The sequence below is a fragment of the Blautia sp. AF14-40 genome (assembly GCF_003479665.1).
Classification (GTDB): domain Bacteria; phylum Bacillota; class Clostridia; order Lachnospirales; family Lachnospiraceae; genus Fusicatenibacter; species Fusicatenibacter saccharivorans.
In genome coordinates, this window is sequence record NZ_QUHK01000003.1 from 104419 (window position 1) to 118078 (window position 13660).

Sequence of the window (13660 nt, forward strand, 5' to 3'; positions counted from 1 at the left end):
TTAGATCTAACTTTTTAGGACGGTTCATCCGACATTTTTCCGGAATTTTCCGGCTCTATCTTCAGTTTCTATCTTCAGTTCAGCAATTCATCCGCCAGCGTTCTCTTCGGCACATAGTGCACATCATTTTCATCCCGGTAATAATTCGTATTCCCATCCTCCGGCACATCTACCAGATGAATCTCCTCCGCCGGTTTTCCAAACGCCACAATCAAAAGCGGCCGGATCTCCTCTGGCAGTCCAAGCACTTCCATCACCTCGCCCGCCTGAAAATTCCCGATCATGCAGCCGCCAAGCCCCTGCTCCACAGCCGCAAGCAGCATCGTCTGCGCCACAATCCCGACATCCTTCTGATACCGGTTCAGATTCTCATCAATCCTCTTATCCTGGCAGATCACAACAAAACCCGTCGGCCGTTTTCCCGGATGCGGCAGTACCATATCCGGCAGCGCCCGCGCCCACTTCGTCAGACCCTGCACCTTCTCCACTTCGTCCGGCTCCCACGCCAGAAAATACTTCAACGGCTGCTTATTCACACTCGAAGGACAAAGCCGCGCGCAATCCACAAACCCTTCCAACGTCTCCCGCGAAATCCTCACCGACTCATCAAAACCACGATAACTCCTGTTTTTTAATACCAGATCCTTTAACATCATTCTTCATCCTCCTGTCTTAACTTTTCTTTCTATCTCCCACTCTACCACACCTCCCACCCCCTATCAATCACCTTTTTCTCATTTTCCCTCTTGACATACTTTGATATTCAAAGTATTATATATCTAGTTTTCAAAACTATATAGTAAGGTTTTTAACATTACATTTTTACCAATACCAGACCCCGTGCCCGCCGCCGCGCCGGGGATGTTCCTCCAGGATGGCGCATTTGCAGGAGGCCTGCAAACTCTTAGGCTATGGAATTTTGCGTTGCTTGAAAAAACGGCACTGTCTGAGCGCAGCGAGTTCGCCGTTTTTTCAAGCGCCCTTAGCAAAATCCCAAAGCCTTAGAGTTTCCTGGCCTCCGAAACCGCGCCATCCTGGAGGAACATCCCCGGCGCGGCGGCGGGCACGGGATCGTCCATTTATCAAAAAGGAGAATTCATATGTTACCAAATTTAAAAATAGGAAATCTCACCGCCAAATACCCCATCATCCAAGGCGGAATGGGCGTCGGCATCAGCCTCTCATCCCTCGCCGGTGCCGTTGCCAAAGCAGGCGGAATCGGCGTCATCTCCGCCGCCCAGCCCGGCTGGCGCGATCCGGAATTCGCGCGTGATCCCTTAAGTGCCAATCTCCGCGCACTCGCCTTCCACATCCGCCGTGCCAAAGAAATCTCAAACGGCGGCATCATCGGCGTCAATATCATGTGCGCCCTGACCCACTACGAGGAATACGTCCGCTGCTGTATCGAAAACGGAGCCGATCTCATCATTTCCGGGGCCGGTCTCCCGACTGATCTGCCAAAATACACAGCGGGAAGCTCCATCAAGCTCGCCCCTATCGTTTCCCCGCCCCGGACTGCCAAGGTTCTTCTGAAGCTTTGGGACAATCACTATCACCGCGTTCCTGATCTCGTTGTCATCGAAGGTCCTGCAGCCGGAGGCCATCTCGGCTACTCCGCCGAAACCGTGGAAGAAACAGCACGGCGCGGCTACGATGACGAAATCCGGGAAATTCTGCAGATTGTACATGGCTACGAAGAAAAATATGCCTGTACCATCCCCGTCGTCTTTGCCGGAGGCGTCTACACCCATGAGGATATCCTTCACTATCTGTCGCTTGGCTGCGCAGGCGTCCAGATGGCTACCCGTTTCGTTGTCACGGAAGAATGCGATGCCGATCCCCGCTACAAACAGGCATACCTGAATGCAAAAAAAGAAGATATCACGATCATGCACAGTCCGGTCGGCATGCCGGGCCGCGCAATCCGCAATCCGTTTCTGACGGAACGCGAACAGGAACGGGAAAAAATCTCACACTGCTACCAGTGCCTCAAAAAATGCGACAAAGCCTCCATTCCCTACTGTATTACCACTGCCCTGACCCGCGCTGCCGATGGCGATACCGACAACGCTCTCCTTTTCTGCGGAGAAAATGCATGGCGTCTCGATCACATGACCACCGTGCCGGAGCTGATGGCGGAACTGGCCGGGGAATCCCTGCCGGACAGCAAAAAATAAAAAATTTAGTAGTGACTTTCCTTCCCAATAATGTTACAATCTTCTTTATGGTGTCAGCATAAAAAATCTTCAAGAACTGACCATAAACCCAAAATTTTTGTAACACACAAAAGGAAGGAACTCTATGAACAAACACAACAAATCCCGCAGCTCGTTTTCCGGCAAAATCGGTTACGTGCTGGCTGCAGCAGGCGCTTCCGTCGGACTTGGAAATATCTGGCGTTTTCCCTACCTCGCAGCAAAATACGGCGGAGGAATTTTCCTCCTCATTTATATCCTGCTGGCGCTCACCTTCGGCTACTCCATGATCGTTGCCGAGTCCGCCATCGGACGCATGACACGAAAAAGCCCGGTCGGCGCTTTCCAGTCGTTCGGCAAATCGAAATGGCTTTCCGCCGGGGGCTGGATCAACGCCATTATCCCGATTCTGATCGTTCCATACTACTCTGTCATCGGAGGATGGGTCATCAAATATCTGATCGAATACGTGAAGGGCAACAGTACCCTGCTCGCAGAGGACGGCTATTTTTCCGGCTTCATCTCAAACGGAGTTTCCACAGAGCTCTGTTTTGCCGTTTTCTGCCTTATTACGGTCGCCATCATCTACGCCGGTGTGCGAAACGGCATTGAACGCGTTTCCAAGGTGATGATGCCGATTCTGATCGTCCTTTCCGTTATCATTGCCGTTTATTCCGTAACAAGACCGGGCGCACTGGCAGGCGTGAAGTATTTCCTTGTTCCGAACCTCAAAAACTTTTCATGGATGTCCGTTGTTGCCGCCATGGGACAGATGTTCTACTCCCTCTCGATTGCGATGGGTATTCTGATCACCTTTGGCTCCTACATGAAAAAAGACACCTCGATCGAGGATTCCACACGCAACGTCGAAATCTTTGACACTGCCATTGCGATCATGGCAGGCCTAATGATCATTCCTGCCGTCTTTGCCTTCTCCGGCGGAAATCCGGATACCCTGCAGGCAGGACCTTCCCTGATGTTTATCACCATCCCGAAGGTATTCGCCAATATGGGCTTTGGCACTGTGATCGGTATTCTGTTTTTCCTTCTGGTGCTGTTTGCCGCACTGACCAGCTCCATCGCACTGACAGAAAGCGCCGTTTCCACCTTTGAGGATGAGCTCGGCTGGGGCCGTAAAAAATCGACCGTTCTGATCGGCGTTATCATGATTGCGCTCGGAACGCTCTCCTGCCTTGGCTACGGACCGCTTTCCTCCGTCACCATTCTTGGCATGCAGTTCCTGGATTTCTTCGACTTCCTGACGAACTCCGTGATGATGCCAATTGCTGCCATTGCCACCTGTCTTCTCGTTTCGAGAGTCATCGGTGTGGCAAAAATCGAGGAAGAAATCATCCACGGTGAGAGCCGCTTCCGCAGAAAGAAAATCTTTCTTGTCATGATCCAGTATCTCTGCCCGGTGTTTGCACTGATCATTCTGTTCAGTTCCGTGGCAAATGCATTCGGCTGGATCACCATGTAATGAATCTGTAAACGATGAAAAAAGATTGTTTTCGAAACACGATCACGATTTCGAAAACAATCTTTTTTTATCCAAATCTGTCACACCAGCATCAGGAATCCGTCAGCAGCAGAATATCTTCCTCCTTCAGATACAGCTCCTTTGGAATCCCCATTTCCGGACTCCAGTCTGTTTTTGCGATCTTCCACTGCAGCCAGCTGCATTCGGCATTCTTCCGGAACGAAATGTTCCATTCAAACGGATCTTCCCAGATTTCGGATTCGTTGACCGGAAATACATTTTCCTCACCCGGCCTTTCTACTGTGGCCAGAAAATGTGCCCGGATGCCGACTGCGCGGATATCGTCTGCAATTTCCCGCTCCTTTACGTGCAGCGTTACGCCCCAGTCCACGGCCCGCAGCGTGTGCGCATCCACCCGCTCGGCCGCCGAAATGTTCTTGCAGCCCGACAAAATTGCCGCTGTGCGCGTCTTCGGATTCTGGAAAAATTCCTTCAGCGGTTCCATGACTTCCATCTTTCCCCGGTTCATACAGCTGACCGTATCGCAGAGGCGGTACACCTCATCGCGGTTGTGTGATACGAAGATGACCGGTTTTCCGGCCTCCTTCAGATGTTTGTACATCTCCTGCTCCAACTGCCATTTCAGATAGGTATCGAGCGCTGAAAACGGCTCGTCGAGCAGAATCAGCTCCGGCTCTGCTGCGAGCATCCGTGCCATCGCGACGCGCTGTTTCTGTCCGCCGGAAAGCTGTCCCGGGATCTTTTTCTCCAGCCCTTCCAGCTGAAACTGGCGGATCAACGATTCCGTCCGGCTCCGGTCCGGCCGTTTTCCCATGCCTGCCTCAATATTCTGCACAACATTCATATGCGGAAACAGGGCGTAATCCTGGAACATATAACCGACTTTCCGCTTCTGCGGCGGCAGATTGATTTTTTTCTCCGAATCAAACAGCACCTTGCCGTCAAGGACAATCCGCCCTTCATCCGGCTTTTCGATTCCGGCGATACACTTTAAGGTCATGCTTTTTCCACAGCCCGACGCGCCGAGAATCGCAAAAATCTCCCGCTCCGCCCGGAATTGCATATGCATAAAAAATCCGTCCAGCTTTTTCGTAATATCTACTTCAAGCGCCATTCTTTATCCTCTACCACTGTTTCTGATTTTTCTTTCTCCGGTTACCGAGAAGGTTCATTGCCGTCATCGCAAGGAATCCGACGAGCAGTACGACAACAGACCAAAACCCCGCCGTTTTATAATCCCCGTCCTGAATCACCATTGCGATTTTCTGGGAAACGGTACCCGTCTTTCCCGGAATATTTCCGGCCAGCATCGACGTCGCACCGTACTCACCGAGCGCCCTTGCAAATGCCAGTACCGTACCGGAGAGCACGCCGGGACCTGCCGATGGGATGACCACTTTCCAGAAAATCTTCCACTCCGACATACCAAGCGTCCGCGCCGCATAGATCAGGTTCGTATCCACCTGCTCAAATGCCGCTCTCGTATTGCGGTACATCAGCGGAAACGCGATAATCGTTGCCGCCAGAATACAGCCAAGCCATGTCTGTACTGCCTTGATACCGAAATTCTCATACAGTGCAGCACCAAACGGACGGCGGAGGCTGAAAATCAGAAGCAGGAAAAAGCCTGCAACGGTCGGCGGCAGAATCATCGGAAGTGTCAGAAAGCCGTCAATTACGGCACGCGCGCCGGGACGCAGCTTCATCACCGCACGCGCGGCAAAAATACCAAAGAAAAAGGACAGAATCGTCGCCACAATACCGGTCTTGATCGAAATGACAAGCGGGCTCCAGTCCAGTGACTGTAAAAAATCCAGTATTTCCTGCATAACATTTCCTTTCTATCCACGGCAGCCCTGCATACCTGCATCACGCATCCTGCCCGGATTTTCTCTGATGCAAAACCACCGTCCGTAGAAACGAAATCTTTCTTTTTCGGACGGTGATTCCAAATCCCTGCTGTTTTTTGTGGGATCTTCTTTTTATTCTGCCTCTGTATCAAAGTAATAATTCCGGAAGATGGCGGCTGCCTCATCAGAAGTCAGAAACTCTACAAAGTCTTTCGCTGCTGCCTGCTCGGTCTCATCTGCCTCTTTGTTGACAACCTGTGCTGCCGGGTAGATGACATTTCCGGTCAGATCGTACGGAACGACCTGCAGAACCTTCAGACGGTCCTCCAGACCGTAGGTATCGGAATAATAAACCGTACCAACCTCGTTGGATCCCTCTGCAACTGCGGAAGTAACGGCTCCTACGTTTGCACACTCATTGATTTCCACGCCGCCGAGCGCTTCGGAAACCTGCTGGGTTGTGATGGCCGATACGTCGTCTGCTTTCTCCAGAATGCCTGCATTGACCAGTGCTTCTCTTGTGTATTTTCCAACCGGAACGGAACCGTCTGCCAGTGCGATGCTGGATGCCTTGTTCAGATCCTCCAGGCCCGTAACTTCTGTATTGCTTCCCTCATAGGTTACAACGCAGACCTGATTGTTTACGATATTGTGGCGGGTTCCCTCAACCAGAAGATTCTCTTCCTCAAGCTGATCCATCTGTTTTGCTGCTGCGGAGAAGAATACGTCGCAGGATGCACCCTCTTCGATTTGTGTCATCAGGGTTCCTGAACTGTCATAGCTTCCAACCAGTTTGACATTCGGCTGGGTCTTATTGTACTCGCTGATCAGCGTCTCCATTACGGAGTTCAGGCTCTTTGCGGCAAATACGGTGACAGTGGTATCGTCAAATACTTCGCCGTCTGCTGTGCTCTTGGCGCTGGATGCGCTCTCTGCTTCCGAAGAAGCGCTGGATGCAGATGTGCTCTCTGCCTTGGAGCTGCTCTTACTTGAAGAATCTGTGGAATTGGAAAATCCGCATGCGGCAAGAGAAAGTGCCATAGCTGCCATCAGAAGAATGGATACGGTTTTCTTTTTCATGATAATTGACTCCTCATTTTGTATATTTACGTATGAAGCGCCGGATGTGCACCTTTTCGTTTTCCGGTTTTTGCTGACCGGATCTGAATGAGCTGTGCGGCAATGCTGATTGCAATCTCCGCCGGCGTCTCGCTTCCGATCTCGATTCCGATCGGGGCATAGACACTGTCGAGCTGTTCTCCGGTAAAACCCTGCGCTTCCAGTTTTTCGCGCACATACTTTGTCTTTCTGCGGCTTCCCACCACACCGATGTACGATGCGCCGGTGCGAAGCGCAAACGCCTCGGCATCCGCATCGCACCGGTGGCCGCGTGTCACAATCACGAGATAATCATTTTTCCGGATCGAAAGAATCTCGTCCAGTTTCGTAAAATCCACCAGCATGGTCTGCCCGGCGTCCGGGAACAATGCTTTGTCCACATATTCCTCCCGGTCATCGAGTACGATACAGCAGAAATCCAGATGATGCAGCACCGGAACGAGTTCCTGGGCCAGATGGCCGCCGCCGAACAGATAAACCTTTCCGTCGTAGCAGAATTCCTCGGCGTAATACGTTTTCCCGTCCAGTTCCAGAATCCGGCAGTGGCCCGCTTTTTCCTGTGCCGCCGGAAGCATTTCCCACGCTTCTTTTTCCAGCACGCGGATACCGGTTCCGTCCAGCGCAAAAAAAATCCAGTAACTGCGGTACCGCTCCTGCGCCGCAAGCGCCTGCGCCAGACTTTCTGCTTCGCCGTGCGCTCCATTCATAAAATAGAAGCACACCTTCACTCTGCCGCCGCAGACCATGCCAAGCCCCTTCCCCTCTCCGGTTCCGAGATCGTATTCTCTGTATTCACTTTTCTTCTCCTGCACCAGCTCCTGCGCATGCAGAACCGCCTGATATTCCAGGTTTCCGCCGCCGATAGTTCCGAAAACCCGTCCTTCCCGGCCGACCAGCATATAGGCGCCCGTCGTGCGCGGAATGGAGCCGTCCCCTTCGGTGATAAAGGCAAGAACCGTGTCCTGTCCCTCTTCCAGCTGTGCAAGCAGTTTCCGGTAAAGTTCGTCCATGTTTCCTCTCCTTGTGTCTGATCTCTGGTCTACTTTTCCGTCACCAGTTCGATGGTGTCACCCTTTTGAATCGTGCCGCCGCGCAGCACCACCGCGAAAACGCCCTCCCGCGGCATGATGCATTCACCCATGCGTTTGAAAATCTCGCAGTGGCTGTGGCACTCCTTTCCGATCTGCGTCATCTCAAGCAGCGCATCCCCGCAGGAAAACCGCGTGCCGACCGGCAGATTCCGGAAATCATATCCTTCCACGATCAGGTTTTCCCCGAAGGCGCCGAGCGGAATATCCGCCCCCTTTGCACGGAAGGCTTCTATTTTTTCATACGACAAAAGGCTCACCTGGCGGTGCCAGTGCCCGGCGTGTGCATCGCCCTCGATGCCCCAGTCTTCCACCAGCTTCGCCGTTTCCACCTCGTGCTTTGCCGTTCCCCGTTTTTCACTGATACAGATTCCTATGATTTTTCCCATTTCTTTTGTTTCCTCTTCTTTTCGAACCGCCGTCATTTCATCCGCCGATACCGGACATCAGGTGATGCTCTGTCATATCCTTCGGCCGTTCAAAACAGTGTTCCATCGGCTTTTTTAAGATTGCCTGTGCCATCACATCCCGCAGATCCGCCGCCGTTCCGTTCTGCAGAACCTCCCGCAGATCCACGCCGTTCTCATAGCAGAGACAGAGCTTTAAAAAGCCGCGGCTTGTCAGCCGTACGCGGTTGCAGCTTCCGCAGAACTTTCCGTGGATCGCGCTGATAAAGCCGACGGGCATCGACAGCTTTTCGTACCGCACATAAGCCGCAGGACCGTTTCCTTCTTTTTCCTGGTCCGGCGTACATGCCCCATACCACTGTTCCAGCTCTGTTTTCAGCGCCTCATTCGACGGACCCACGTACGATTTTCCGGCGCCCACCGGCATCACCTCGATGAACCGCACCGGGACTTTTTCCTGCTCTGCAAATTCAATCAGTTCCTGCGCATGCAGTTCTTTTCGATGCACCGCATTCAGCTTCACTAAAAGACCCGCCTCTTTGGCCGCGCAGATACCCTGCTTTACCTGCTCCAGCGCATCGCGTCCGGTAAGCGCCGCAAACTCTGCCGCATCCACTGTATCCAGGCTCACATTCACACTGTCACAGCCGGCCGCCTTCAGATCCCTCGCACACGATGCCAGGCGTACGCCATTCGTCGTGATCCCAACGGATGCGGTGCCCGGCACTGCTTTTATTTTCTGCACCAGCTCCACGCACTCTTTTCTTACCAGCGGTTCCCCTCCGGTAATCCGGTAATGCGTGATGCCAAGCCCAGCCGCGGCGTGCACAATCTTCAGCATCTCTTCGACGGTAAGCGGTGGATTCTGTTCCGCCTGCTCCAGTGCACAGCCCGCCGCACTCTCCGGCATACAGTACCGGCATCTCAAATTGCACGCGTCCGTGATGGAAATCCGCAGGTAATCTATCGTTCTGCCATACTGATCCTTCATCGTTTATCTGCCTTTTCCAAAACCGCAGTTCGGGAAGGTGCAGACCTTGCAGTTCAGGCAGAGACCGCCCTCGCCAAGACCGGCCAGCTCCTCCGCTGTCACCTCATCATCTGCAATGAGGCGCGGCAGGACAAGATCGAAAATCGTCCGTTTCGAATACATGACGCATCCCGGCAGGCCGACGATCGGTGTTCCGTTTTCGGCATACGCCAGAAGGAACATGGCTCCCGGCAGCACCGGCGCGCCGTAGGAAACGATGCGTGCTCCGGTATTTTTGATCGCCAGCGGCGTCTTGTCGTCCGGATCCACACTCATTCCTCCGGTGCAGAAGACAAGATCGGCACCCGCTTCCATCGCGCGGCGGCATCCGTCTGTGATCTTCGATGCATCATCATCGTAAACCTCATGAAAGATCATCTCCGCGCCGAATTCTGCCAGCTTTTCCTGGATAACCGGTGTGAAGGTGTCCTCGATCCGATGGTAATACACTTCATTTCCCGTTGTCAGAACCGCAAATTTTTTCTTGTGGAACGGCTTTAAGGTCAGGATCGGCCCGTAGGAACAGACTGCCTGTGCCGTCTCCATCTTCTCTTTTTTGATGACGAGCGGAATAATTCTCGTTCCCGCCAGTTTGTCGCCTTTTTTCACGTATGTATCACCGTGGCGCGTCGCAATCATCATCTCGCCGAGGCTGTTTACTTTTTTCAGCTTCTCGCGGTCCACTTTCAAAAGGCCGTCGCAGTCCGCGATCAGTTCAATTTTTCCTTCTTTGACATCGGACGGATGCATGTGATCGTTTTTACACATATCGTAAAGAATCTGTGCCGCCTCATTTTCATGCAGCATTGTATCGTCCTTTTCCCAGATGTAAATGTTGTCCTTTCCGACACTTAACAGCACCGGAATATCTTCTTCTGTAATGATGTGGCCTTTGCGGAATACCGCATCTTTTGTCACACCTTTGATAATCTGTGTAATATCGTGGCAGAGCACCTGGCCTACCGCGTCTTCTGTTTTCATCAGTTTCATCTGAAACGCCTCACTTTTTCTATTTGAATCTATTCCAGTTCCCCGCAGATCACTTCCAGCACGCTTCCGGCGATGCACCGCGCCTTATCGGAAATCGTGAAGCAGTTCTGCAGTTCTTCTTTCCGCGGATCGATGTCCGCAATCTTAAATCCCTTCGTCACCGGATAGCCGTCGCGGATCAGCCCGCGCAGCAGACCGGAAAGAGATGCTTCCACAGGTACCGTCCCGTTTTCTGTCTCAATCTCTGCAATCACAGCCCTGGCTTCCACAATGTCTCCGATCGAAGCCGCATTCCGCAGAATACCTTCCGCCTGTGCATGCATCACACGCTCTTTTCCGTACCCGCCGATGATGCCCGGAATGCCAGTGTTCGGAACCGCGCTTCCGCTTCGGATCACGCGTCCAAGATTATGACCGCGCTTCGTCTCAATTACAACATCCACATCTTCTCCTGCCGTAAAGCCCGGTCCGAGGGCAATCACAAGCGGCGCCATCTCTTTTGTCGTCCCGAGATTTTTCTTCGCCAGAATCGCATCGACCACGACGGCCGGGCGAAGTGCTGCAATGCTTAGTCCCGCCGGATCCACGAGCACCGGAACACCATCTTTCTTCCAGATCCGTTCCATTTCCTGTTCCAGAAGTTCTTTCCGGTTCTTTTTCTCTGCGAGATCCACGTCCATGCGCACGGCTTCCACGTCCTCTACCCTGGCACTGCCGGCATATACCGCTTCGCTCAAAGCCACCTGCCGCCGGATCGCCGCCGGGTGCTCTGCTTCCAGAACCAGCAGACGAAAGCCCGCTTTTTTCAGACGATGGATCGTACCGGTTGCAAGATCTCCTGCTCCCCGTACCACGATCAGATCTTTCTTTTTCATCTTCGCTGTCTTCCTTCTTTCGTTTCAGCAGCAGCCGTTTTCTTCCGTCTTCCGCGGCCTGCTTCGTTATTCTTGTTCGAGAATAACGCTTTTTCCATTAATAAAAATACAGGAAAGGACCCGTTTTGTCAACGTGTCCCCGTAAAAAATGTTATTTTTCTTCTGTTCCAAACCACTTCTGAAACGACGCATCGGCGCCTGCGCGGACTTCTTGTTCAAACTTCCGGTACCGCTTCAGGAATTCTTTTCCCTCCGGGGTCAGTACCGTCTGGCCGCCGTTGCTGCCGCCCCGGTTGCCCTGTACCAGCGGGATGCCGAGATCCTCCTCGGCGCGCTTTAAGATTTTCCATCCCTTCGAGTACGCCATCTGCATGCATTTGCAGCCCTTCGAAAGGGAGCCGGTTGCTTCCACATGCTCCATCAGCTCCGCCACACCGGGACCGAAGGCATGATCCGTCCGGCTGACGCGCAGCCGCATGTCGTACCGCAGCTTCTGTCGTAATGTTTCTTCTTTTTCTTCCATTTCCACCTCACACCTCTACAACAGCACACGGTACTCCGCCTCATAGGCAAGTCCCGCCGTCTGAAGTGCCGCAAGGATTTCTTTTCCCTCTTCCGGCGCTGCTTTCCAGGAAAGGCCGCAGCCCGCCGTAATTTCCCGCGGAACGGGGATCATCCTTCCCGGCAGGCCGTGCGCTCTCGCATACTGCTCCATCTGCATCGCCTGCGTTGTCCCCGCAAACGTCAGAATCCAGGTTTCTTTTCGCTGTCTCATATCGTTTCTTCCTTTTTCCAGCTTCTTTTGTATCCCGGATGCCGGCTGCCGCCTCTCTCACTGCTGCATTTCTTCTTCGGCAAACTCCCGCAGAGCCTGCGCGGCAATCCGGACTTCTTCTTCCGTCAGTACATGGGAAAAGCTGAACCTCACGGCTCCCTGCTCCCGTGTCCCGAATGCTTCGTGCATCAGCGGCGCGCAGTGTGCCCCGCTTCGGACTGCAATACCATAGTTCTCATACAGCCAGTCGCTGACATATCCCGAATCACAGGAGCCGATGTTTAATGCCGCCGTTGGTACCCGCTGCTGCAGATCGTCTGTTCCATATAAAGTAAGTCCCGGGATTCCCTGAATTTCCTCCAGAAAGAGGTGCATCAGCTCCCTCTCTCTTTTGTAAATCATTTCAATCCCCGTCTTCTCCAGATATTCCAGCGCTCCCAGAAGTCCCGCAATTCCGTGGACATTTAAAGTTCCCGCTTCCAGGTGCTCCGGCATCGCCGCAGGCTGTTCTTTTTCATAGCTTCGGATTCCGCTTCCGCCCATTTTGAGCGGCCGGATCGAAAGTTCGGGACGGACGTAGATTCCGCCGGTTCCCTGCGGCCCTAATAGTCCCTTGTGGCCGGAAAAGCAGAGCACGTCGATCCCGCTTTTCTGTACATTGATCGGCAGAATCCCCGCTGTCTGCGCCGCATCGACGATCAGAAGCAGGGAATGGTGTTCCGCAATTTCGCACACCCGCGCAAGATCCGTGATATTTCCGGTCAGGTTGGAGGCATGCGTAACGACAAACGCTTTCGTGTTTTTCCGCACTGCCGCTTCCATCTGATCGTAATCGATCCTTCCAGATACATCCGCCGGAATCACGGAAAGCTCCAGTCCCTGTTTTTCCAGTGCATACAGCGGGCGCAGAACGGAATTATGCTCGCAGACTGTCGTGATCACATGATCCCCCGGCCCGAAGAGTCCGAAAATTGCCGTGTTCAGTGCCTCCGTATCGTTGCACGTAAACGCAATCCGCTCTGGACTCTCCGCGTGAAACAACTCTGCCAGCCGCATTCTCGTCTCAAAGACGATGCGGCCCGCATCCAGTGTCGCATCGTGTGCACCGCGGCCTGCATTTCCACAGCCGCGCAGTGCCTGGATCATACGCTCCTCTGCTTCTTTTGGATGCCACAGCGACGTTGCCGCCGAATCGAGGTAAATCATGGCTTAATCACGCGGTCTGCGCTGCTCATGCGCTCCACGATGTCATACATGTTGGTCACACTGCCGACCTGCAGCTTTTCAGTGATGCCGTAGAAGTTCAGGCATGTTCCACAGGTCAGAATTTCAACGCCGCGCGCTGCCAGATCTTTCAGATCCTCCAGGGACTCGGAACCCTCGCAGGTCAGCTTTGCACCGCCGTTGTAGCACAGAATCGTATCCGGCAGCTCATCCTGCTGGGTCAGTGCATAAAGGAAGCTCTTCATCAGAATTTTACCCAGCTCCTCGGCTCCTTCGCCCATATGGTCTGCAGAAAGAACGACGAGTTTTGTTTTCTTTGCCGCCGGTACGAGGCATACGGTTTTCTCTTCTGTTTCAGCCGGCTCTGTTTCCGATACGGTGAACTCCACATGATACTCTTTTTCTTTCTTCTCTTTTACCAGAAAGCCATATCCTTTCTGCTGCGCCATTTTTTCCAGGTTCTGCACGGCGATTTCATTATCCACCAGAACCTCCACTTTTCCGCTTCCCGCAAGTTCTGCAATCGCATTTTTTGCCTTTACCAGCGGTACCGGGCACACATCACCCATTGCGTTTACTGTCTTTTTCTCCATCTCTGCCATTTTT

15 protein-coding genes are annotated in these 13660 nt (G+C 53.0%); 2 read left to right on the plus strand and 13 right to left on the minus strand.

Annotation, left to right across the window (positions count from 1 at the left end):
* Window positions 1-74: 74 nt before the first annotated feature.
* Complete coding sequence (locus tag DWW13_RS03610) at window positions 75-656, minus strand: nitroreductase family protein (RefSeq protein ID WP_226906299.1); 582 nt, start codon at window positions 654-656, stop codon at window positions 75-77.
* A 444-nt stretch (window positions 657-1100) separates the two neighbouring features.
* Between DWW13_RS03610 and DWW13_RS03615 the strand changes: the two genes are divergently transcribed.
* Together DWW13_RS03615 and DWW13_RS03620 are read left to right on the plus strand one after the other, a co-directional pair.
* Complete coding sequence (locus DWW13_RS03615; protein WP_118699958.1) at window positions 1101-2177, plus strand: NAD(P)H-dependent flavin oxidoreductase; 1077 nt, start codon at window positions 1101-1103, stop codon at window positions 2175-2177.
* A 124-nt stretch (window positions 2178-2301) separates the two neighbouring features.
* On the plus strand, window positions 2302-3675 hold the full coding sequence (locus DWW13_RS03620; RefSeq protein ID WP_117760655.1) for a sodium-dependent transporter: 1374 nt from the start codon (window positions 2302-2304) through the stop codon (window positions 3673-3675).
* A gap of 91 nt (window positions 3676-3766) precedes the next feature.
* Here DWW13_RS03620 and DWW13_RS03625 read toward each other — a convergent pair whose 3' ends face one another.
* From DWW13_RS03625 to yedF, 12 genes are all read right to left on the minus strand, one after another.
* Window positions 3767-4810, minus strand: coding sequence for a sulfate/molybdate ABC transporter ATP-binding protein (locus tag DWW13_RS03625; protein WP_117804723.1), 1044 nt, complete (start codon window positions 4808-4810; stop codon window positions 3767-3769).
* Between the two features lie 10 nt (window positions 4811-4820).
* On the minus strand, window positions 4821-5525 hold the full coding sequence (modB, locus tag DWW13_RS03630; protein WP_118595023.1) for a molybdate ABC transporter permease subunit: 705 nt from the start codon (window positions 5523-5525) through the stop codon (window positions 4821-4823).
* Window positions 5526-5678: 153 nt separating this feature from the next.
* Entirely contained in the window at window positions 5679-6626 is a 948-nt protein-coding gene (modA, locus tag DWW13_RS03635; RefSeq protein ID WP_118719256.1) for a molybdate ABC transporter substrate-binding protein, read from the minus strand.
* A gap of 26 nt (window positions 6627-6652) precedes the next feature.
* Window positions 6653-7675 carry an XdhC family protein gene (locus DWW13_RS03640; RefSeq protein WP_117802064.1) on the minus strand — a complete coding sequence of 341 codons (1023 nt, stop codon included), beginning with the start codon at window positions 7673-7675 and terminating at the stop codon, window positions 6653-6655.
* 29 nt (window positions 7676-7704) lie between these two features.
* Window positions 7705-8142, minus strand: a complete 438-nt coding sequence (locus DWW13_RS03645) for an MOSC domain-containing protein (protein ID WP_022462461.1) — start codon at window positions 8140-8142, stop codon at window positions 7705-7707.
* Window positions 8143-8179: 37 nt separating this feature from the next.
* Window positions 8180-9151, minus strand: a complete 972-nt coding sequence (gene moaA, locus DWW13_RS03650) for a GTP 3',8-cyclase MoaA (RefSeq protein ID WP_117509363.1) — start codon at window positions 9149-9151, stop codon at window positions 8180-8182.
* A gap of 3 nt (window positions 9152-9154) precedes the next feature.
* On the minus strand, window positions 9155-10180 hold the full coding sequence (locus DWW13_RS03655; protein ID WP_055227949.1) for a molybdopterin-binding protein: 1026 nt from the start codon (window positions 10178-10180) through the stop codon (window positions 9155-9157).
* 29 nt (window positions 10181-10209) lie between these two features.
* A complete protein-coding gene (yqeB, locus tag DWW13_RS03660) occupies window positions 10210-11055 on the minus strand; it encodes a selenium-dependent molybdenum cofactor biosynthesis protein YqeB (protein ID WP_022462464.1) in 846 nt (281 codons plus the stop codon).
* A 151-nt stretch (window positions 11056-11206) separates the two neighbouring features.
* Complete coding sequence (locus DWW13_RS03665) at window positions 11207-11578, minus strand: winged helix-turn-helix domain-containing protein (RefSeq protein WP_022462465.1); 372 nt, start codon at window positions 11576-11578, stop codon at window positions 11207-11209.
* Between the two features lie 15 nt (window positions 11579-11593).
* On the minus strand, window positions 11594-11830 hold the full coding sequence (locus DWW13_RS03670; protein ID WP_022462466.1) for a DUF3343 domain-containing protein: 237 nt from the start codon (window positions 11828-11830) through the stop codon (window positions 11594-11596).
* 57 nt (window positions 11831-11887) lie between these two features.
* Window positions 11888-13036: an aminotransferase class V-fold PLP-dependent enzyme gene (locus tag DWW13_RS03675; protein ID WP_118719258.1), complete on the minus strand. Its 1149-nt coding sequence runs from the start codon at window positions 13034-13036 to the stop codon at window positions 11888-11890.
* Window positions 13033-13647, minus strand: coding sequence for a sulfurtransferase-like selenium metabolism protein YedF (gene yedF / locus DWW13_RS03680; RefSeq protein ID WP_082424948.1), 615 nt, complete (start codon window positions 13645-13647; stop codon window positions 13033-13035). The genes DWW13_RS03675 and yedF overlap by 4 nt, the downstream gene beginning before the upstream one ends.
* Window positions 13648-13660 lie beyond the last annotated feature (13 nt).